The sequence below is a fragment of the Sphingomonas carotinifaciens genome (assembly GCF_009789535.1).
In the GTDB taxonomy this organism is placed as follows: Bacteria; Pseudomonadota; Alphaproteobacteria; order Sphingomonadales; family Sphingomonadaceae; genus Sphingomonas; species Sphingomonas carotinifaciens.
The window spans coordinates 1,283,100-1,302,926 of sequence record NZ_WSUT01000005.1 but is presented as its reverse complement, the minus strand read 5'-3'; the positions used below and the strand labels follow the sequence as shown (position 1 = coordinate 1,302,926).

Annotated in this window: 17 protein-coding genes; 5 read left to right on the top strand and 12 right to left on the bottom strand. The window is 68.7% G+C overall.

The features are described from left to right. Nucleotides 1-33 precede the first annotated feature (33 nt). Nucleotides 34-2,205 carry a primosomal protein N' gene (locus GQR91_RS08100; RefSeq protein ID WP_149682152.1) on the top strand — a complete coding sequence of 724 codons (2,172 nt, stop codon included), beginning with the start codon at nt 34-36 and terminating at the stop codon, nt 2,203-2,205. Nucleotides 2,206-2,227: 22 nt separating this feature from the next. On the opposite strand, the gene GQR91_RS08095 is transcribed toward GQR91_RS08100, so the two are convergent. From GQR91_RS08095 to GQR91_RS08075, 5 genes are all read right to left on the bottom strand, one after another. Next, nucleotides 2,228-2,479 carry an ATP synthase F1 subunit epsilon gene (locus GQR91_RS08095; protein ID WP_112382078.1) on the bottom strand — a complete coding sequence of 84 codons (252 nt, stop codon included), beginning with the start codon at nt 2,477-2,479 and terminating at the stop codon, nt 2,228-2,230. A 123-nt stretch (nt 2,480-2,602) separates the two neighbouring features. Then, the gene (atpD, locus tag GQR91_RS08090) at nt 2,603-4,084 is read right to left on the bottom strand and encodes a F0F1 ATP synthase subunit beta (protein ID WP_112382077.1); all 1,482 of its coding nucleotides are present in this window, start codon (nt 4,082-4,084) and stop codon (nt 2,603-2,605) included. A gap of 23 nt (nt 4,085-4,107) precedes the next feature. Continuing rightward, on the bottom strand, nt 4,108-4,986 hold the full coding sequence (locus GQR91_RS08085; protein WP_149682153.1) for a F0F1 ATP synthase subunit gamma: 879 nt from the start codon (nt 4,984-4,986) through the stop codon (nt 4,108-4,110). Between the two features lie 111 nt (nt 4,987-5,097). Beyond that, a complete protein-coding gene (gene atpA, locus GQR91_RS08080; protein ID WP_149682154.1) occupies nt 5,098-6,627 on the bottom strand; it encodes a F0F1 ATP synthase subunit alpha in 1,530 nt (509 codons plus the stop codon). A gap of 6 nt (nt 6,628-6,633) precedes the next feature. Continuing rightward, complete coding sequence (locus GQR91_RS08075; RefSeq protein ID WP_112382074.1) at nt 6,634-7,203, bottom strand: F0F1 ATP synthase subunit delta; 570 nt, start codon at nt 7,201-7,203, stop codon at nt 6,634-6,636. Nucleotides 7,204-7,435: 232 nt separating this feature from the next. Between GQR91_RS08075 and GQR91_RS08070 the strand changes: the two genes are divergently transcribed. Further along, complete coding sequence (locus GQR91_RS08070; RefSeq protein ID WP_249042526.1) at nt 7,436-8,299, top strand: bifunctional transcriptional activator/DNA repair enzyme AdaA; 864 nt, start codon at nt 7,436-7,438, stop codon at nt 8,297-8,299. Here the strand turns inward: GQR91_RS08070 and GQR91_RS08065 are convergent. Together GQR91_RS08065 and GQR91_RS08060 are read right to left on the bottom strand one after the other, a co-directional pair. Further along, nucleotides 8,296-9,825 (bottom strand): hypothetical protein, encoded by a 1,530-nt coding sequence (locus tag GQR91_RS08065; RefSeq protein WP_235903993.1) that lies wholly within the window; start codon nt 9,823-9,825, stop codon nt 8,296-8,298. The two genes, GQR91_RS08070 and GQR91_RS08065, sit on opposite strands and share 4 nt — an antisense overlap. A 66-nt stretch (nt 9,826-9,891) precedes the next feature. Next, on the bottom strand, nt 9,892-11,400 hold the full coding sequence (locus GQR91_RS08060; protein WP_174236630.1) for a S1C family serine protease: 1,509 nt from the start codon (nt 11,398-11,400) through the stop codon (nt 9,892-9,894). A gap of 142 nt (nt 11,401-11,542) precedes the next feature. Between GQR91_RS08060 and GQR91_RS08055 the strand changes: the two genes are divergently transcribed. Genes GQR91_RS08055 through GQR91_RS08045 form a run of 3 tightly spaced genes read left to right on the top strand, consistent with a single transcriptional unit; the run spans nt 11,543 to nt 15,843 of the window. Continuing rightward, complete coding sequence (locus GQR91_RS08055) at nt 11,543-13,096, top strand: TadA family conjugal transfer-associated ATPase (protein ID WP_174236631.1); 1,554 nt, start codon at nt 11,543-11,545, stop codon at nt 13,094-13,096. 57 nt (nt 13,097-13,153) lie between these two features. Beyond that, nucleotides 13,154-14,377, top strand: a complete 1,224-nt coding sequence (locus tag GQR91_RS08050; protein WP_149682156.1) for an aspartyl protease family protein — start codon at nt 13,154-13,156, stop codon at nt 14,375-14,377. An 11-nt stretch (nt 14,378-14,388) separates the two neighbouring features. After that, nucleotides 14,389-15,843, top strand: a complete 1,455-nt coding sequence (locus GQR91_RS08045; protein ID WP_149682157.1) for an ArnT family glycosyltransferase — start codon at nt 14,389-14,391, stop codon at nt 15,841-15,843. 6 nt (nt 15,844-15,849) lie between these two features. Here the strand turns inward: GQR91_RS08045 and GQR91_RS08040 are convergent, their stop codons facing one another. From GQR91_RS08040 to GQR91_RS08020, 5 genes are all read right to left on the bottom strand, one after another. After that, entirely contained in the window at nt 15,850-16,110 is a 261-nt protein-coding gene (locus GQR91_RS08040; RefSeq protein WP_149682158.1) for a 3TM-type holin, read from the bottom strand. Next, nucleotides 16,107-16,658 carry a glycoside hydrolase family 108 protein gene (locus tag GQR91_RS08035; RefSeq protein ID WP_149682159.1) on the bottom strand — a complete coding sequence of 184 codons (552 nt, stop codon included), beginning with the start codon at nt 16,656-16,658 and terminating at the stop codon, nt 16,107-16,109. Before GQR91_RS08035 ends, GQR91_RS08040 begins: the two co-directional genes overlap by 4 nt. 89 nt (nt 16,659-16,747) lie before the next feature. Further along, the gene (locus GQR91_RS08030; RefSeq protein ID WP_174236632.1) at nt 16,748-17,653 is read right to left on the bottom strand and encodes an ROK family protein; all 906 of its coding nucleotides are present in this window, start codon (nt 17,651-17,653) and stop codon (nt 16,748-16,750) included. 61 nt (nt 17,654-17,714) lie between these two features. After that, nucleotides 17,715-18,428, bottom strand: coding sequence for an HAD family hydrolase (locus GQR91_RS08025; protein ID WP_149682160.1), 714 nt, complete (start codon nt 18,426-18,428; stop codon nt 17,715-17,717). 54 nt (nt 18,429-18,482) lie between these two features. Beyond that, the gene (locus tag GQR91_RS08020; protein ID WP_211368586.1) at nt 18,483-19,706 is read right to left on the bottom strand and encodes a glycoside hydrolase family 27 protein; all 1,224 of its coding nucleotides are present in this window, start codon (nt 19,704-19,706) and stop codon (nt 18,483-18,485) included. Between the last annotated feature and the right edge of the window lie 121 nt (nt 19,707-19,827).

Below are 19,827 nucleotides of genomic sequence, written 5' to 3'. Positions count from 1 at the left end.
CGACGAGTCATCCAGTGCCCATATAGCGCGGCCATGTCTCCGCGTGCCCGCGTCCTCGTCCTGAACTCCGCGCTCGGTCCCCTCGACTACCGCGTGCCGCATGGCATGACGGTCGAGCCGGGGTCGATCGTCGTCGCACCCCTGGGTCCCCGCCAGTTGCTCGGCGTGGTGTGGGAGCCGGAGCGGATGCCATCGGATGCGGAGGTGGGCGATAACCGCCTGCGGCCATTGCTCGGGGTCGCCGACGTGCCGCCGCTGGGCGACGCGCTGCGCCGGCTGATCGAATGGACCGCCGATTATTATCTGGCGCCGCCCGCCGCGGTGGTGCGCATGGCGCTGTCCTCCAACGCCGCGCTGGAGGGCGCGCGCACCGCCACTGAATACCGCGCGACCGGCCATGTTCCCGATCGCCTGACGCCGCAGCGGGCGCAGGCGCTGGAGCGGATCGGCGACCGCCAGGGCCTGATCCGCGAACTGGCGACGATCGCCGACGTGTCGGATGCGGTGATCCGCGGACTCGTCAAGGTCGGTGCGATCGAGGGAGTGGAGGTCGATATCGACAGCCCCTTTCCCCTGCCTGATCCGCTGCATCACGTTCCCGCATTGTCGGGCGACCAGCGCGCCGCCGCCGACCGCCTCGTCGCCGATGTCGCCGCGCAGGCTTTCGCGCCGGTGCTGCTCGACGGCGTCACCGGATCGGGCAAGACCGAAGTCTATTTCGAGGCAGTGGCCGAGGCGGTGCGCGAGGGACGGCAGGTGCTGGTCCTGCTGCCCGAGATCGCGCTCACCGAACCCTTCCTCAAGCGCTTTCACGACCGTTTCGGCTGCGAGCCGGTGGCCTGGCATTCGGGCCTGCGCTCGACCCAGCGGCGACGCGCGTGGCGGGCGATCGCCAGCGGTCAGGCCCTGGTCACGGTGGGGGCCCGCTCCGCGCTGTTCCTGCCCTATCGCAACCTGGGGCTGATCGTGGTCGACGAGGCGCACGAAACCAGCTTCAAGCAGGAAGACGGCGTGCATTACCATGCCCGCGACGTGGCGGTGATGCGGGGCAAGTTCGAGCCGTGCCCGGTCATCCTCGCCTCCGCCACCCCTGCGATCGAGACCCGCCAGCAGGTCGCACAGGGTCGCTATGCCGAGGTGAAGCTGCCCGGTCGCTTCGGTGCCGCCGAGATGCCCGCCATTGCCGCGATCGACCTGATCCACGAGCCGCCAGAGCGTGGCCGCTGGATTTCGCCCCGCCTCGTCCAGGCGATGACCGAGACGCTGGAGAAGCGCGAACAGTCGCTGCTGTTCCTGAACCGCCGCGGCTATGCGCCGCTGACGCTGTGCCGTACTTGCGGCCACCGCTTCCAGTGCCCCAACTGCACCGCGTGGATGGTGGAACACCGCCTCGTCCGCCGCCTCGCCTGTCATCACTGCGGCCACGTCATGCCCACCCCGCGCGCCTGTCCCGAATGCCAGGGCGAGGACACCCTCGTCGCCTGCGGTCCCGGCGTCGAGCGCATCGCCGACGAGGTCGCCGCGCTGTTTCCGGAGGCGAAAACGGCCGTCGTCACCTCCGACACCATCTGGTCCCCGGCCAAGGCAGCCGAGTTTGTCGGCCGGATGGAGGCAGGCGACATCGACATCGTGGTCGGCACGCAACTCGTCACCAAGGGCTACCACTTCCCCAACCTGACGCTGGTCGGCGTGATCGATGCCGATCTGGGGCTGGAAGGCGGCGACCTGCGCGCGGCGGAGCGGACCTTTCAGCAGATCTGTCAGGTCTCGGGTCGGGCCGGGCGCGGCGAGAAGCCGGGCCAGGTGTTCATCCAGACGCACAGCCCGAAGGCCGGCGTCATGCAGGCGCTGGTCACCGGCGATGCCGAGTCCTTCTACGCCGCGGAAACCGAGGCACGGCGCGATGCCGGCGCACCCCCCTTCGGCCGTTATGCCGCGATCGTGGTGTCGTCGGAGGAGCAGGCCGCGGCGCAGGAGATCGCCAGCCTGATCGGGCGCCGCGCGCCGGAGGTGGAGGGCATGCACGTCTATGGCCCCGCCCCGGCGCCGCTCGCCATGCTGCGCGGGCGTCATCGCTACCGCCTGCTGGTCCATGCGCGCCGGGCGCTCGACGTGCAGGCGGTGATCCGGGAATGGCTGGGCGCGCTGGAATGGTCGCCCAAGGTCAGGGTCGCGGTGGACGTCGACCCCTATAGCTTCCTGTAGCCGCCGCGCCGGGCGGCGCGGATCAGGCCGCGTGCTCGGCCAGGATGGTCAGGCCCTTGGGCGTGACCTCGGCAAAGCCGCCGCGGATGGTCAGCGTCTCGGGCTCGCCCTTTTCGGTGCGATGGATACGCAGCGCGCCGTCGCGGATCGTCGACATGAAGGGCGCATGCCCCTCCAGCACGCCGAAGTCGCCCTCGGTGCCGGGCACGACGACCATGTGCACCTCCTCCGAGCGGAGGAGCTTTTCGGGGGTGACGAGTTCGAAATGCAGCATTCTGGTAAGCTCCCCCCTCCCGCTCGCGGGAGGGGCTGGGGGAGAAAAGTTCGGCACAGGCCCCGCGTCGCGCAGGACCATGCCAGGCCCCTCCCGCGCGCGGCAGGAGGGGACAGGCGCCTGTCAGGCTTCCTTGGCCATCTTCTCGGCCTTGGCGACGACCTCGTCGATGCCGCCGACCATGTAGAAGGCTGCCTCGGGCAGATGGTCATACTCGCCGTCGACCACCGCCTTGAACGAGCGGATCGTATCCTCGATCTGCACGAACTTGCCCGAGATACCGGTGAAGACCTCGGCGACGTGGAAGGGCTGGCTGAGGAAGCGCTGGATCTTGCGCGCGCGGGTCACGGTCAGCTTGTCCTCTTCGGACAGCTCGTCCATGCCCAGGATCGCGATGATGTCCTGCAGCGACTTGTACCGCTGGAGCAGCGACTGCACCGCGCGCGCGGTGTCGTAATGCTCCTGGCCCACCGTGCGCGGCTCCAGCACGCGGCTGGTCGAATCGAGCGGATCGACCGCCGGGTAGATGCCCAGCTCCGAGATCGCGCGGTTCAGCACGGTGGTCGCGTCCAAGTGCGCGAACGAGGTCGCCGGCGCCGGATCGGTCAAGTCGTCCGCGGGAACGTACACGGCCTGAACGGACGTGATCGAGCCCTTGTTGGTCGAGGTGATGCGCTCCTGCAGCGCGCCCATGTCGGTCGACAGCGTCGGCTGATACCCCACCGCCGAGGGGATGCGGCCGAGCAGAGCCGACACCTCTGCACCCGCCTGGGTGAAGCGGAAGATGTTGTCGACGAAGAACAGCACGTCCTGGCCTTCCTGGTCGCGGAAATATTCCGCGATGGTCAGGCCCGACAGGGCCACGCGGGCACGCGCGCCCGGCGGCTCGTTCATCTGGCCGAACACCAGTGCGACCTTCGAGCCCTCCGAGATCGGATTGCCGTCGGCGTCCTTGGCGATGACGCCCGCGTCCAGGAACTCGTGATACAGGTCGTTGCCTTCACGCGTCCGCTCGCCGACGCCTGCGAACACCGAGGTGCCGCCGTGACCCTTGGCGATGTTGTTGATCAGCTCCTGGATCAGCACGGTCTTGCCGACGCCGGCGCCGCCGAACAGGCCGATCTTGCCGCCCTTGGCGTAGGGCGCCAGCAGGTCGATGACCTTGATGCCGGTGACCAGGATCGCGCTTTCGGTCGACTGGTCGATGAACTCCGGCGCCTTGGCATGAATCGGCGCGCGCAGGTCGGTGCCGACCGGCCCACGCTCGTCGATCGGCTCACCGACGACGTTCATGATGCGGCCGAGCGTGGCGGGACCGACGGGGACCGAAATCTGCGCGCCGGTATCGGTCACGGTCTGGCCGCGGGTCAGGCCCTCGGTCGAATCCATCGCGATGGTGCGGACGGTGTTCTCGCCGAGATGCTGCGCAACTTCGAGCACCAGGCGGTTGCCGTTATTCTCGGTCACCAGCGCCGACAGGATCGCCGGCAGGGTGTTGGGGAAGTGCACGTCGACGACCGCGCCGATGACCTGCGCGATGCGTCCTACATTGTTCGTCTGGCCCGTCGACTGGATCGGGCGGATATCGTCAGCGGCGGTTGCCATGGCGGTTCTTCCTGCTTCGAAACTTAGAGCGCTTCGGCGCCCGAGATGATTTCCACCAGTTCGGTCGTGATCGCGGCCTGGCGGGTACGGTTATACTGGATGGACAGACGGTTGATCATGTCGCCCGCGTTGCGGGTCGCATTGTCCATCGCATTCATGCGGCTGCCCTGTTCCGACGCGGCGTTTTCCAGCAGCGCGCGGAAGATCTGCACCGCCACGTTGCGCGGCAGCAGGTCGTCCAGGATCGCCTCCTCGCTCGGCTCATACTCGACCACGGCCTCGGCGGACACCGCCGACTTGGCCGGCTGCGGCGGTACGGGCACCGGGATCAGTTGCTGGCCGACCGGCTCCTGGACCAGCGCCGAGACGAACTTGGCGTAGAACAGATGCGCCACGTCGAATTCGCCGCGGCCATAGCGCGCGATCAGGTCGTCGGCGATCGCGCGGGCATCGTCGAACGCGACCGACTTGATCTGGCCCATCTCGTGATCGGCCAGGATCGCGTTCGGGAAGAAGCGACGCAGCACGCGCCCCTTCTTGCCGGCGATGTAGAACTTCACCGTCTTGCCCTGCGCGATCAGCTCGTCCGCCTTGCGACGCGCGGCGCGCACGATGTTGGTGTTGAACGCACCGGCCAGACCACGCTCGGAGGTCGCGACGACGAGAAGCTGCACCTGGTCCTTGCCGGTGCCCGCCAGCAGCGGCGACGCGCCGGTGCCGCCGACACGGCTCGCCAGGCTGGCCATCACCGTCTCCAGCCGCTCGGCATAGGGACGGCCGTTCTGCGCCGCTTCCTGCGCACGGCGCAGCTTGGCGGCGGCGACCATCTTCATCGCCTTGGTGATCTTCTGGGTCGACTTGACCGAGTTGATCCGAACTTTGAGGGCCTTGAGGCTTGCCATCTTGGTCCTTGTTTCTCCTCCGCCCCGGGAGCGGAGGTTGCCATCAACGGAAGCGCTTGGGGCGGCCCCTCACCCAACCCCCTCCCCGGCGGGGAGAGGGCTATGGTTCACTTATGCGAAGGTCTTCGCGAACTGGTCGAGCGCAGCCTTGAGCTTGCTCTTGGCCTCATCGCCCAGATCCTTGGTGTCGCGGATCAGGCCCAGCACGCCGGCATGGTTGGCGCGCAGGTCGGCCAGCATCGCCGCCTCGTAGCGCGTCACCTGCGCCACGGGGACGGTGTCCAGATAGCCTTGCGTGCCCGCGAAGATCGACGCCGTCTGCTCCTCGAAGGGCAGCGGGTTGAACTGCGGCTGCTTCAGCAGCTCGGTCAGGCGCGCGCCGCGGTTGAGCAGCTTCTGCGTCGAGGCGTCGAGGTCCGAGCCGAACTGCGCGAACGCCGCCATCTCGCGATACTGTGCCAGCTCCAGCTTGATCGAACCCGACACCTTCTTCATCGCCTTGGTCTGCGCGGCCGAGCCGACGCGGCTGACCGACAGGCCGACGTTGATCGCCGGGCGGATGCCGGCGAAGAACAGGTCGGTTTCAAGGAAGATCTGGCCATCGGTGATCGAGATCACGTTGGTCGGGATGTAGGCCGACACGTCGCCCGCCTGCGTCTCGATGATCGGCAGCGCGGTCAGCGAGCCGTTTCCGTTGTCGTCGTTCATCTTCGCCGCGCGCTCCAGCAGGCGCGAGTGGAGATAGAACACGTCGCCCGGATAGGCTTCGCGGCCCGGCGGGCGGCGCAGCAGCAGCGACATCTGACGATAGGCGACCGCCTGCTTGGACAGGTCGTCATACACGATCACGGCATGCATGCCGTTGTCGCGGAAATACTCGCCCATTGCGCAGCCGGTATAGGGCGCGAGGAACTGCAGCGGCGCCGGGTCGGACGCGGTGGCGGCGACGACGATGGAATATTCCATCGCGCCATTCTCTTCCAGGGTGCGGACGAGCTGCGCCACCGTGGAGCGCTTCTGGCCGACCGCGACATAGACGCAGTACAGCTTCTTCGACTCGTCGGTGCCGGCGTTCGCCGTCTTCTGGTTGATGAAGGTATCGAGCGCGATCGCCGACTTGCCGGTCTGACGGTCGCCGATGATCAGCTCGCGCTGGCCACGGCCGACGGGCACCAACGCGTCGATCGCCTTCAAACCGGTCTGCACCGGCTCGTGCACCGACTTGCGCGGGATGATGCCCGGCGCCTTCACCTCGACCCGGCTGCGCTTCTCGGCGACGATCGGGCCCTTGCCGTCGATCGGGTTGCCAAGGCCGTCGACCACGCGGCCGAGCAGCCCCTTGCCGACCGGCACGTCCACGATGGTGCCGGTGCGCTTGACGGTGTCGCCCTCGCGGATTTCGGCGTCCGAGCCGAAGATCACGACGCCGACATTGTCGGCTTCCAGGTTCAGCGCCATGCCCTGCACGCCATTGGCGAACTCGACCATCTCGCCCGCCTGGACGTTGTCCAGGCCGTAGATGCGCGCGATGCCGTCACCGACGGACAGCACCTGACCGGTTTCGGAGACCTGGGCCTGATCGCCGAAATTGGCGATCTGGTCCTTGATGACCTTGGAGATTTCTGCGGCGCGGATATCCATGGAACGTCAGCCTTTCATCGCGCTGGCGAGCGCATTCAAACGGGTGCGGATCGAGGAATCGATCATCTGGGAGCCGATGCGGACGACCAGCCCGCCGAGCAGCGCGGGATCGACCGACAGGTCGACCGAGACGTCGCGGCCGACACGCTGGCGCAACTGCTGCTTCAGCGCGGCGACCTGATCGTCGGTCAGCGGGTGGGCGCTCGTGACTTCCGCCGTCGTCTCGCCGCGGTGGCGGCTGGCAAGCTGGCGAAAGGCGCGGATGATCTGCGACAACTGGCCCAGGCGACGGTTTTCCGCCAGCACGCCCAGGAAATTGCGGGTGGTGGCATCGACGCCCAACTGGTCGGCGACGGCGAGCACCGCCTTGACCGCCGCGCCGCGCGCCACGACCGGGCTGGTCGTCAGGTCGCGAAACTCGGCCGACTGGGCCAGCGCGTCGCGCACGGCCAGCAGGCTTGCCTCGACCGTGTCGATGCTGCGGCCCTGCTCGGCCAGTTCGAACAGGGCGAGCGCATAGCGTCCGCCCAGGCTCGCCTGGATGCCGCCTGTGCCACCTAGATTTCCGCCGGACATCTCCACGGACGCGAATTCCTCGTAATTACAAACGGGTTGCCCCCATGGGGAACGGGGCGCGAAATCGCGCCTCGGATGGGTTGGCGCGCGAGTAGCATCGGGAACCCGGCGATGCAAGCTGCGCCACCCCTTCCCATGACGGGATGGTAACAAGATCGTCATACCGGCGCCATGTCGTTTTGAGCGCAATCCGCGGGATGCGGTTTTGCCGCGATCACCCTAGATCATGCACATGGACGAGGACCGGGCCTGGATCGCCTTTGCAAGCCGCGACCGCGACGCCGACGGCCGCTTCGTCGTCGCGGTGCGCTCCACCGGCATCTATTGCCGGCCGAGCTGCCCCGCGCGCCGCCCCGCACGCGACAAGGTCGCCTTCTACAAGGATGCCGCGGATGCAAAAGCGGCAGGCTACCGGTCCTGCCGCCGCTGCCATCCGGACGCGGTGGCGCGCGATGCGACGGCGGTCGCACGGGCCGCAGCCATGCTGGCGCGGGACGGTGCGGTGCCGCTCGACCGGCTGGCACAGGCGGTCGGCTATGCCCCGCATCATTTCCACCGGTTGTTCAAACGCGCCACCGGGGTGACGCCCGCCGCCTATGCCCGCGCGCTGCGCTCGGGCCGGGCGATCGCGGCGCTTGCTGCGGAAAACAGCGTGACCGAGGCGATCTACGCCGCCGGGCATGACGCACCCAGCCGCTTCTATGCCGCCGATGCGCCCCGGCTGGGCATGTCGCCCAGCGCGTGGCGGCACGGCGGCAGGGGGGAGACGATCCGCTGGACGATGATCGCGACCGGCATGGGGCCGCTGCTCTTTGCCACCACCGCCCGGGGGCCGTGCCGGATTGCACTGGGCGAGGATGGCGCCGCACTCGCCGCCCGCTTCCCGGCGGCGACGATCCGGCCGGGCGACGCCGTCCTGCATGACCTGGCCGAGCGGGTCGTGACCCTGGCCGAATGCCCGGCGCGCAGCGACCTGCCGCCCGACATACGGGCCACCGCCTTTCAGGAAGCGATCTGGCAGGCGCTGCGCACGATCCCGCCGGGCACACCATGCCGTCACGCCGAACGCGCGGCATCGGCCGGCGGCGCGGACTAGTGCGCCTCGCCCCCCGGCGCGGCCTGCTCGGCATTGCCGCGGATGCGGGCCAGCGCTTCCTGCACCTTGTCGCTGTCCAGCAGCGCCAGCAACTGTGCCGCCGGATTGTCCGCCGGCGCGTGCGGATCGAAGGCCAATGGACGCAGGGTCGCGCGCGCACCCTTGATGTCGCCCAGCTCGATCGCCTGTGCCGCCACCATGAAGCGCAGCCCCTGATCCTGCGGCACCAGCTCGAACGCGCGGTACAGCCCCTGCACGGCCGCATCGGTCGGCTTCGCGCCGGCCATGCGATAGCTGCGATAATAAAGCGACAGCGGCTCGGCGGCGTCGGGGTCCAGCCGGTTCGCCTTCACGATCCAGCGCCGCGCCTCCGCCCACTGCGCCGCATCGCGGGAATTGCCCGCACGACGCATCAGCACCATCGCCTTGTAGGTCAGCGCCTGCACGGACTTCGGATCCTTGGCCAGCGCCCGGTCCGCCGCCGCCTCGGCCGCCGCGTCCTCCCCCGCATCATACGCCATCTCGGCCAGCCAGCCCTGCACCACCGGATCGTCCCCATAAGGCCCCACCGTGCGCAATGCGCGGTCATAGACGTCGCGGCCCGTTTCGCGATTGACGCCGCGTTCGGATCGCATGCGCAAACCGATCATCGCCTGCTCGCCCTCGCTCAGCGTGCGGACCGCGATGGGCGGTACGGGCAGCATCGTGTACGGCAGGATCACGTTGGTGATGCGCGACGAGTTGAGATAGCGATCGAGATCCTTGTCCAGCGCCTTCAAACCACCGAACGCCGCTTCCCCTGCCTTCAGGCTGGGCACGCCTTCGTTCAACTGGCGCAGATAGGTCCCCAACTGGTTCTCGCGCTCTTTGCTGAACATCAGGTAATGGGTCAGCAGCCAGCCGCGCGCATAGACCGCCGCCCGTTGTTCGACACTGAGCTTGCGACGCGCGGAATCGAACAGCGTCTCGATGTTCATGTCGGTACGCAGCAAGCTGTAGGCGCGGTGCATCGCCGCCACGCCGACGCGCAGCGCCTCCTTGTCGAAGGTGGCGGTGCTGACGAACTCGGCATAGCCTTCCGAATACCAGGCCGGATAGGCGGTGGATGCGTTGCCCAGCAGGAAGTGATGGGCATATTCGTGAAACAGCACGATCTGTGGATCGATGCTGCCCTCACTGCTGCCGCGGCGCGGCGTGAACGCGATCGACCCGCTGGCCCGCGGCTGGTAGAAGCCGGCGATGTTGGGGCATTTGCCGCACAACGACTGCACCTCGTTGGCGCTGGCCACCGTATAGACGGTGATCGGGTTGCTGGTCTGGCCCGGCTGCTCCGCCACCGCGTGCATGCGCCGCATCGCCCCGTCCAGCTGTTCCAGCCGCGTCGCCATGCGGCGGATATCATCCTCGCCGGTATTGGCGTAGATCACGAAGTGCTTCGCACGTGCCTCGCGCCATTCCGCCGCCGCCGGCGTGGCCATGCCCAGCGCCAGCGCGACACCGGCGACCCATCCCCCGAAACGCATCATCCCCTCGGCCCTCCCAAGCCCGTATTTCGCCCTATAGCGAAACAAAGGCGATGTGCGAGGGGAAGATCACCCCGCCTTGCGACAGGAATAGACCAGCTTTTCGTTGGGTAGCGGCGGCAGCGTCGCCCGGATTGCCGCCTGCTGGCGGGCCAGCGCGTCCTGCACCGCGTCCGCCGCCGAACAGCCACTGACCGGCTTGTCGCCCCGCGCCGCGCGCGCCGCCGCCATGCCGGCTGCCGACAGGAAATAGCGTGTATCGGCATAGGTGCGGGTCAGCGGGTCGAAGCGCTGCACGGACACCGTCTGCTCCTCGTCGGGCACCGCGATCCGTTCCCAACGCGCATCGCCCTCGGCAAATTGCTGCGTGCCGTTCATGCACCCCGCCCGGCCCCATTCCAGCGTCACCTCCGCCGTGGACGACATCGTCACCCGGCTGCGTTCGGGCTGCAGCGTGCAGACCAGCCGGCCGATCGCCGCGTCGCGGATCGGCATGGTCGTCGGCGCGACCGTGTCGGCGGGCAGTTCGGGCTCCCCCGATGGCCGCGCGACGAACACCACCACCGCCGCCAGCACGCCCAGCCCGCCACCGGACACCGCCCAGATCGCCGCGCGCCGCTGCCCGCGCGATTCGAACAGCCCCGCCGCGCCGATGCCGAGCGCCCCTGCGACCAGCAGCAGCCCGGCCAGCGCCATCACATTCTCGCGCGTCCGCTCCGCCTCGTCACGGGCGTGGTCAAGCGCCGCCTGCCGCTTCAGCGCGGCGGCCCCTGCCGCCTCGCGGCGGGCGGCGGCGGCATCCTCGGTGGCGCGGGCATCGGCGGCGCTGTCCTCGCGCAGCCGTTCCTCGATCGAGGTGCAGGGTCCGCCGGCCGAGACATAAGGCTGCTGCGCGTCGCGCAGGAACCCCATCAACTCGGTATCCGCGATCGCGAAGCCAAAGGTCGAATCACCCTCGTCGGCGCGGGTCAGCGCGGAGTTGACGCCGATCACCCGCCCGCACGGATCGAGCAGCGGTCCGCCGGAATTGCCGCGCGCGATGCTGGCGGTGTGGAGCAGCACCTCGATCCCCGTCAGGCTGCGCCGCCCGGACGCCACGCCCTGCGAGCGGACCGGCGACAGCGGCCGGATATAATCCGCCGCCGACTGCGCGGTCGCCAGATCGACATTGCCGGGATAGCCCAGCGCGATCACCGCATTCCCCTCCGCCACCGGCCCCGTATAGAGCGCAACCGGCGGCAGCCGCGCCTCGGTGATCTCGATCAGCGCCAGGTCGCGCCGCGCGTCATAGGCGACGACCCGGCCCTGGTAGGATTTGCTGCCCTCCGACGGCACGATGCCGACCACGACATTGTCCGGGTACCGCTCGGCCAGCTCCACGACATGCGCGTTGGTGACGATGCGGTTCGGCGCGACCGCGAAGCCCGATCCATGGCCGAAGCCCGCGACCTGGTCGTCGACCACCGCGATGGTCACCACCCGCACCACCCCGCGGGCCGCCGCCGCGATGTCGTCGGCCCGCGCGGGTACGGCCAGGCCGACAAGGAAAACGAATGCGAGGGCCAGCCGGACGATCATCGCGCCCTCCTATCGCCCGGACGCGCCGCGCGGCAACCGCTTCTGCGCGGGCATGCGGGATCGGTGCGCGGGATCGTTGGTTAGGTATATGGTAAAGCTTGCCGTTTAGGCACCGATACCACTTGCAAGGGATTCGGGTCGGATGAGCGCGTTCGGGCGTCGCAGTGGAATGGGATCGGGTCAGCCCGCACGGCCGGCCTTTGGCGTCGCACGGCCGATGCACACCGGGCAGGCAGGGGCGCGCGTGGTGCCGGCCGCCGAACAGGATCTGCCCCCTTCCGCCTTTGCCGCCCCCGAACCCGCCCCGCTGCCCGGCGGCGACCTCGACGCCATCGGCCCCGGCACCATGCCCGGGATGCAGATGGACGCGATGCAGCGCCTGGCCGATCGCCAGGCCTCCAGCGGCGACGCCGGCAGCAGCCGGGCCGAGGGGTTCGAGGCGTCGGTCCACAAGATCAAGGAACAGGTGCTGCCGCGCCTGCTGGAACGCGTCGATCCGGAGGCCGCGGCGACGCTCGGCAAGGACGAGCTGGCCGAGGAATTCCGCCCGATCATCGGCGAGGTGCTTGCCGAGCTGAAGCTGACGCTCAACCGGCGCGAGCAGTTCGCGCTGGAAAAGGTGCTGGTCGACGAGCTGCTCGGCCTCGGCCCGCTCGAGGAACTGCTCGCCGATCCCAACGTGTCCGACATCATGGTCAACGGACCCGAGCAGACCTATGTCGAGCGGAAGGGCAAGCTGGAGATTGCCAACATCCAGTTCCGCGACGAGGAACATCTGTTCCAGATCGCGCAGCGCATCTGCAACTCGGTCGGCCGCCGCGTCGACCAGACCACGCCGCTTGCCGACGCCCGCCTGAAGGACGGCAGCCGCGTCAACGTCATCGTGCCGCCGCTCAGCCTGCGCGGCACCGCGATCTCGATCCGCAAATTCTCCGCCAAGCCGATCACGCTCGACATGATGGCGGGCTTCGGCAGCATGTCGCCGAAGATGGCGACCGCGCTGAAGATCGCGGGCGCCAGCCGGTTCAACGTCGTCATCTCGGGCGGCACCGGCTCGGGCAAGACGACGATGCTCAACGCCCTGTCCAAGATGATCGACCCGGGCGAGCGCGTGCTGACCATCGAGGACGCGGCCGAGCTTCGCCTGCAACAGCCGCATTGGCTGCCGCTCGAAACCCGCCCCGCAAACCTTGAAGGTCAGGGCGAAATCTCGATCCGCGACCTCGTCAAGAACGCGCTGCGCATGCGTCCCGACCGCATCATCCTGGGCGAAATTCGCGGCGCGGAATGTTTCGACATGCTCGCCGCGATGAACACCGGTCACGACGGGTCGATGTGCACGCTCCACTCCAACTCCCCGCGCGAGGCGCTGGCGCGTATGGAGAACATGGTGATGATGTCCGACATCAAGGTGCCCAAGGAGGCGATCAGCCGCCAGATCGCCGATTCGGTCGACCTCATCATCCAGGTGAAGCGCCTTCGCGACGGCAGCCGCCGCGTCACCAACATCACCGAGGTGATCGGCATGGAAGGCCCGGTGATCGTCACGCAGGAGCTGTTCAAGTTCGAATATCTGGACGAGTCGGCCGAAGGAAAGATCATCGGCGAATATCGCTCCATGGGCCTGCGCCCCTATACGCTCGACAAGGCCAAGCAGTTCGGCTTCGACCAGGCGTTCCTAGAGGCGTGTCTCTAAAGGGCACGGCGGCGCCACTGGCGCGTCGCCGGCGCTTGCTCTAGGGCCGGCGGCACGATGCGCCGCCTGCTGGTCCTGGCTCCCCTGTTGATCGCCCCGTTGGTGGTGGCGACGACCCATGCCGGGCAACAGGCGTCCCCGCCCAGCGTCGTGGCCGAGGCCACGCGCGATCCCGGCACGGGCCGGCTGGCGGACGACACCGAAAATCGCTGGGTGCCCTTCACCCTGACGCCGGGCAACCAGATCCACTTCACAATGACCCTGGACGGGCGACCGGTGTCGGCGATCCTCGACACCGGGGTCAGCTTCACCGTGCTGGCGCGCACCTCCAAGGCGGTGGTGCAGAAACGCCTGCGCAGCGGTGGCAGCGCGACCGCGATCGGCGGCGCGGTGGCGGTCGGCTGGATGCCGACGCGTCGCGTCGAACTGGGCGGCCTGACCCGCACCGGCGGCGGCGTCACCGTGGCGGACCTGCCCGCTATCGCGACGGGCGATGCCGAACCCGTCGACCTGCTGGTCGGGCGCGACCTGACCGCGCTTTACGCGCTCGACATCGATTATGCGGGCAAGCGCTTCCGCCTCCTCCCTTCCGGACGAATGCCTTTCGCCGGCGCGGTCGCCCCACTCACCATCTCGGCGCAGCGGCGCGTGTATGAAAGCGCGATCCGGCTGGGTGCTGGCCGGCTGGCGCCGGTCATCGTCGACACCGGCGACGGATCGTCGGTCACCGTCACCCGCGCCGGCTGGACCGCGGCCAGGCTCGATCGCCTGCCCGCCACCAGCACGATCGGTTTCGGGCTGGGCGGCGCCAGCGTCAACGATCTGGCGATCGTCCCGCACCTGACGCTGGGCACGCTCGACGCGCAGAATGTGGAGGTGCGGATCGAGCCGCCGGGCGGCTTCAGCCAGTCGATCGGCGTCGCCGGGCGCATCGGCTCGGGCTTTCTCGGGCGGTACCGCGTGCTGCTCGATCCCTATGCCGGGCGCATGGTGCTGAAGGGTGACGGCACGCAGACCACCCCGCTGCGCTCGACCAGTGGCCTGCTCGTCGGCGTCGCGCCGGATCGCCTGCGTGTGCTGCACGTCATGCGCGGCAGCCCGGCCGAGGCCGCCGGCTGGCGCACCGACGACCTGATCTGCGCGATCGACGGCCAGCCGGTGACGCGGGATTATGCGACCAGCCCGCTTGCCCGATGGTCGGTGGCGGCGCCCGGCACGGTGGTGCGCCTGTCCGACTGCGAGGGGCGCACCCGCGCCCTCACCCTGCGCCGCTTCTACTGAGGCGTCTCCCGGTGAAGCGCGCCCGCGACCTCCTGTTGTTGTTGCTCGCCGCCGTCGCGCTGCGCGGCTGGGACATCGGCAACCCGGTAATCCATGTCGACGAGCAATATTATCTGCTGGTCGGGACTCGGCTGCTGAACGGTGCGGTGCCCTATCTCGACATCTGGGATCGCAAGCCGATCGGGCTGTTCCTGCTCTATGCGCTGTTCGCCGCCGCCCTCGGCAAGGGGATCGTCGCCTATCAACTGGCCGCACTCGTCGCCGCCTGGGGAACCGCGGCGCTGGTGTATCTGGCGGCGGGCCGGATCGGGGTGCGGCGGCGCGGTGCGCTGGCGGCGGGCGCAGTCTATCTGATCGCGCTGATGCTGCTCGGCGGGCGCGGTGGCCAGTCGCCCGTCTTCTACAACCTGCCCATGGCCGCCGCCGGCTGGCTGACGCTGGGCCTGCCCGCGCTCGCCGCGCAAGGGCAACGCACCCGCATCCTGTGGAACGGCGCCATCGCCTGCCTGCTGGCGGGCATCGCGATCCAGATGAAATACACCCCCGCGATCGAAGGTGCGTTGTTCGGCATCGCGCATCTCTGGTTCCTCCGCCGCGCACAGGCCCGCTGGCCCGCTATCGCCGCCGCCGCGCTGTTCTGGGCGCTGATTGGTCTTCTCCCCAGCCTCGCCGCGCTCGGCTGGTATTGGGCGCATGGCTGGCTTCAGCCTTTCTGGTTCGCCAACATCACCTCGATTGCGCTCCGCGCGCCCTATCCACCCGACCAGCTGGCGATGCGGCTGCTCGGCATCGCCGCGCAGCTCGCCCCGGTCATCGTCTCCGCCGCGATCGCCTGGCGCCGCCGCCCGCGGGAGGGCGTCCGGGCGAGCGCGAACCTGCTCGCCTGGGGCTGGCTCGCCGCCGCCACCGCCGGCTTTTTCGCGATCGGCACGTTTTTCGACCATTATGCGCTGCCGCTGCTCGCCCCCCTGACGCTCGTCGCCGGCCGCTGCTGGGGCCGCTCGACCCGCGCGCTCGTCGCCACGCTCGGCCTCGGCCTGACGATCCTGTCGGTGGAGGCGCTGACCGCGCATGACGATGCACCCGGTGCCTACCGCACCGCACGGATCGTCGCGGCGAACAGCGGCACCGGCTGCCCCTATGTGTTCATCGGCGACACCATCACCTATCAACTGGCCGACACCTGCCTGCCGACGCCCTATGCCTTTCCCAACCTGCTCGCCTACACCACCGAGCAGGGGGCGACCGGCATCGACGAAGCCGCCGAAGTCCGCCGCATTCTGGCAAGCCGCCCGCCGGTCATCGTCACCTCCGACCGGCGGATGCGGATCTGGAACCCCGGCAGCCTCGCCGCGCTGAAGGCGACGCTGACCCGCGATTACCGCGCGGTGTTCCGCACCCGCCGGGCAAGCTGGCACACCATCGTCTTCCTGCGCCGCGACCTGCCCTACCGCGATCCGCGCTGATCGGATCTAGCGCCGCTTCCCCCACTCCCGCGCCACCGTATAGCCCAGATATCCGGTGCCGAAGAGCGCGTAGAGCGGCTCCGGGATCGCCGCCAGATACGCCGCCATGCCGCGGATCATCGCCTGCGCCATCGCCGGGCGCAGCCCCGCGACGATGCTCATCGGCAGGCTCCACAACAGGAACACGTACATCACGTACAGGAATGCCGGCCGCGCCTGCGCCGTCCAGCGGTCGACCGGCTCGGCGGGTTCGTCGCCCGCCGTCATGCCCGCACCCCCACCCGGTGCGCCAGCCAGCCATACAGGAACGCCTCGTTCGCCGGCCGCCGCTCGGCCAAGGTGATATAGCGTTCGCCGCGCAGCGCCTCGATTGCTTTGACCAGCACCGCCTCGCCGTCACGCCCCCGCCGCACCAGATACGCATCCAGCGCGGTCAGCGTGGCATCGCCGATCCGCCCGTCGCGCGCCACCTCCGGATAATCCGCCGCGCCCCGGTTCAGCGCGTTCAGCGCGCGCTGAAGAAAGCCGATCGGAACGCGCGGTCCCATGTTCACGCCCCCGTCGAACAGTTCGGCCGCCAGCACCGGCGCGCGCCGCGCGACCCGGTCGATCCCCGGCCCCTTCCAGTAGCGGGTCCGGTAGATGTCCTCCGCCACGCTGCGCGGCAGTTGCCGGATCGCCCCGGTATAGCCCCTGGCCCGCGCCACCGCCTCGGTAATCCCGAAGCGCGTTGGCCCGCCCCGGTCGGCGGGATGGTCGACATAGCCCCCTTCGCGCGCGACCACGCCTGCAATCAGCCCATCGATATCCGTCATGCCCGTCTCCCCTGGGCAGCAACGAACCATATCGGTTCGCTGTAGGACAGCGATTTCGGCGAGAGGCCGCTATTTTGTTGGAAACGCCTTCAGCGCGCCGGCAGCACCGTCTGCGCCAGAGCCAGCGTGCCGAGCGGCCCCGCCTGGTCGCCCAGTTGCGCGTGAACGATCCGGTTCGCCACCTGCGCGGCATCGACGAAGGGCAGATACCCGGCTAGTTTCGCCACCACCCGCTGCTGCACCATCGGCAACAGATGCTGCTGCCCCATGCCGACGCCGCCGCCGACCACGATCCGCCCGCACGCCAGCGTCAGGAACAACCCGACGAAGCTTTCCGCCAGCGCATCCGCGACAAAGGTCCATGCGGGGTCGTGCGCGTCCAGCTCCTGCGCCGGCCGCCCGGCCCGCGCCGCGATCGCCGGACCGGACACCAGCCCCTCCAGGCAATCGCCATGAAACGGGCAAACCCCGGTAAAGCCGTCGCCCGGCATGCGCCGCACGCGGACATGCCCTGCCTCGGGATGCATCCGCCCCGACACCGGATGGCCGCCCGACACGATGCCCATGCCGACGCCGGTGCCGACGGTGACATAGACATGATCGCCCAGCCCCTTGGCCGCGCCCCAGAATCCTTCCGCCAGCGCCGCGCCGGTCACGTCGGTATGGATCGCGATCCGCTCGCCAAAGCCTTCCGCCAGCGCGCCGCGCACATCCGCTCCGGCCCAGCCGGGCTTGGGCGTCGCCAGCATTCGCCCGTAATCGGCGCCATGGGCGTCCAGCGCGATCGGCCCGAAACTGCCGATGCCCAGCGCTTCGGGCGCATAGGCGTCACGCCATTCGGCCAGCTTGGCGGCCAGCACCCCCAGCGTGGTGGCCGGATCGGTGGTGGGGAAACGTTCGGACACCAGGATCTCGCGTCCCCGGCCGATCAGCACGATCGACTTGGTGCCACCCAGCTCGACGCCGGCGACGATGCGATCGGCAGCTTCGGTCATTATTTTCTCCCAACCCCCATGATGTAATCGATTGTTGCGGTGCGCGGTACGACGGAGCGGGTCAAGGGGCTGCACGCTCCGCGCCGATCGCATCGATCCAGTCCGGCAGTTCGGCCAGCCTCGTCAGTTCGCGGAACCGCGGATGGTCGCTCGGCGCGCGCCCCTGTTCGTGCACCCACGCCCCCGGCTGCGGCACGAACGCCGCCCAGGCGCCCGCCTCCAGCGCGGGCAGCACGTCCGATCGCATCGAATCGCCCGCCATCACCGCGCAGGCCGGATCGATACCGTGGCGTGCGAACAGCCGACGGAACGTGTCCGGCGTCTTGTCGCTGACGATCTCGATCCCCGCGAAACGGTCGCCCAGTCCCGAGGCCGCCAGCTTGGCCTCCTGGTGCAGCAGGTCGCCCTTGGTCACCAGGATCAGCCGCCCCCGCTCCGCCAGCCGGTCCAGCGTGTCTTCGATCCCGTCCAGCAGTTCCACCGGATGCGCCAGCAGCCGCCGGCCCGCCGCCAGTATCTCGCCGATCGCCCGGACCGGCAGGCGGTCGCCCGCCAGTTCGATCGCGGTTTCCACCATCGACAGGGTGAAGCCCTTCGCGCCGTAGCCATAGACGGACAGGTTGCGCATCTCGCACGCGTCCATCGCGGCCCGCGTCACCTGCGCATCGGCAAAGGGCTTGAGCAGCGCGAGCAGCGCCGCCTGCGCTTCTTCGAAGTGGCGCATATTGTGCCACAACGTGTCGTCGGCATCCAGGCAGATGAGATCGATTGGCATGGCGCGGCCGTTAGATCAGAACGGCACGCCGGTCCATCGCAGGTCCGGTGGCGGTCACGGCTTCACCGTCACCATCACCACGCCGTGCGCCGGCACCTTGGCGGCGAAGCGCCCCGTCTTGCGGCCCAGCGAACGATGCGCCCACAGGTCGCGCACCTCGGCCCGCACCGCCTTGGTCAACCCGATCTCCGGCCAGTCGACCGCCATGTCCGCTGCCTGTTCCGAACGATTGAACAGGATCACCGCGCGGCTGCCATCCGCCAGCGGGCGTGCCCACACCTCCAGGTCGCCGTCGTCGCGCACCCGCCTGCCCTGTTGCCCGAGCGCATCCTGATCCACCGCGATCACCTCCCGGTTGAGCAGGATCGCACGCGTGTCCGCGCTCATCCCCACGATATCGTTCCCCGCGATCAGCGGCGCCGCCATCATCGCCCACAAGCTGAAATGCGCCCGATATTCCGTGTCGCTCATCCCGCCATTGCCGACCTCCAGCATGTCGGGATCGTTCCAGTGGCCGGGGCCGGCATGCGGGTAGAGCGGCTCGTTCAGGTCGATGATGTCGAGCAGGCCGATCGACCATTTCTCCCGGCCCTTCCAGGCATCACGGATATCGGCGGACGTCCGCCAAAGATTGCCGATCTTCTTGCCCCATTCCCATGGGCGGTTGTTGCCCCATTCGCAGATCGCCAGCACTACCGGCCGGCCGGTCGCCTTCAACGCGTCCGACATCAGCGCATAGGCTTCCTCGGCATTGCGCGTGCCGGTCGAGCACCAGTCATATTTCAGGTAATCGACGCCCCAGCGGGCATAGGTCAGCGCGTCCTGATATTCATGGCCCTGGCTGCCCGGCTTGCCGCCGCAGGTCTTGGCGCCCGCGTCCGAATAGATGCCGAACTTCAAACCCTTGGAATGAACATAGTCGGCCAGCGCCTTCAGGCCGGAGGGGAATTTCTCCGCGTTGGCGGTGATGAAGCCGTTCGCGTCGCGCTCGCCGTGCCAGCAATCGTCGATGACGATGTAGCGATAGCCCGCCTCCGCCATGCCATTGCTCGCAATCGCATCCGCCATCGCCCGCACCGTCGCCTCGTCGATACGGCACCCGAACTTGTTCCAGCTATTCCACCCCATCGGCGGCGTCAGCGCCAACCCGTTCGCCTTGCGATTGGGGTCGAGCGACGGCCGCAACGTATTGGGATCGAGGAACTGGTCCTGTGCCGCGGCCGCACCACCGGTCATCAGCAACAGGGCCGCCATCGCATTCTTAAAGCAATTTGCCATTATTATCCCCTCCGCTGCGTGGTTTAGGCAGAGCAGCGACGGGACACAAGGGTGGCAAAGTAGCCCGGCCGCATCATCCGTCAGGACGCTGCGGCCGGATCTGTGGCTTTGGATCGAATTC

Coding starts and splice junctions, on each gene's coding strand:
- GQR91_RS08020 (WP_211368586.1), bottom strand. CDS start 19,706: ATGGCAAATTGCTTTAAGAATGCGATGGCGGCCCTGTTGCTGATGACC.
- GQR91_RS08085 (WP_149682153.1), bottom strand. CDS start 4,986: ATGGCAAGCCTCAAGGCCCTCAAAGTTCGGATCAACTCGGTCAAGTCG.
- GQR91_RS08060 (WP_174236630.1), bottom strand. CDS start 11,400: ATGATCGTCCGGCTGGCCCTCGCATTCGTTTTCCTTGTCGGCCTGGCC.
- GQR91_RS08055 (WP_174236631.1), top strand. CDS start 11,543: ATGAGCGCGTTCGGGCGTCGCAGTGGAATGGGATCGGGTCAGCCCGCA.
- GQR91_RS08035 (WP_149682159.1), bottom strand. CDS start 16,658: ATGACGGATATCGATGGGCTGATTGCAGGCGTGGTCGCGCGCGAAGGG.
- GQR91_RS08095 (WP_112382078.1), bottom strand. CDS start 2,479: ATGCTGCATTTCGAACTCGTCACCCCCGAAAAGCTCCTCCGCTCGGAG.
- atpA (WP_149682154.1), bottom strand. CDS start 6,627: ATGGATATCCGCGCCGCAGAAATCTCCAAGGTCATCAAGGACCAGATC.
- GQR91_RS08025 (WP_149682160.1), bottom strand. CDS start 18,428: ATGCCAATCGATCTCATCTGCCTGGATGCCGACGACACGTTGTGGCAC.
- GQR91_RS08070 (WP_249042526.1), top strand. CDS start 7,436: ATGGACGAGGACCGGGCCTGGATCGCCTTTGCAAGCCGCGACCGCGAC.
- GQR91_RS08075 (WP_112382074.1), bottom strand. CDS start 7,203: ATGTCCGGCGGAAATCTAGGTGGCACAGGCGGCATCCAGGCGAGCCTG.
- GQR91_RS08040 (WP_149682158.1), bottom strand. CDS start 16,110: ATGACGGCGGGCGACGAACCCGCCGAGCCGGTCGACCGCTGGACGGCG.
- atpD (WP_112382077.1), bottom strand. CDS start 4,084: ATGGCAACCGCCGCTGACGATATCCGCCCGATCCAGTCGACGGGCCAG.
- GQR91_RS08065 (WP_235903993.1), bottom strand. CDS start 9,825: ATGATGCGTTTCGGGGGATGGGTCGCCGGTGTCGCGCTGGCGCTGGGC.
- GQR91_RS08050 (WP_149682156.1), top strand. CDS start 13,154: ATGCGCCGCCTGCTGGTCCTGGCTCCCCTGTTGATCGCCCCGTTGGTG.
- GQR91_RS08030 (WP_174236632.1), bottom strand. CDS start 17,653: ATGACCGAAGCTGCCGATCGCATCGTCGCCGGCGTCGAGCTGGGTGGC.
- GQR91_RS08100 (WP_149682152.1), top strand. CDS start 34: ATGTCTCCGCGTGCCCGCGTCCTCGTCCTGAACTCCGCGCTCGGTCCC.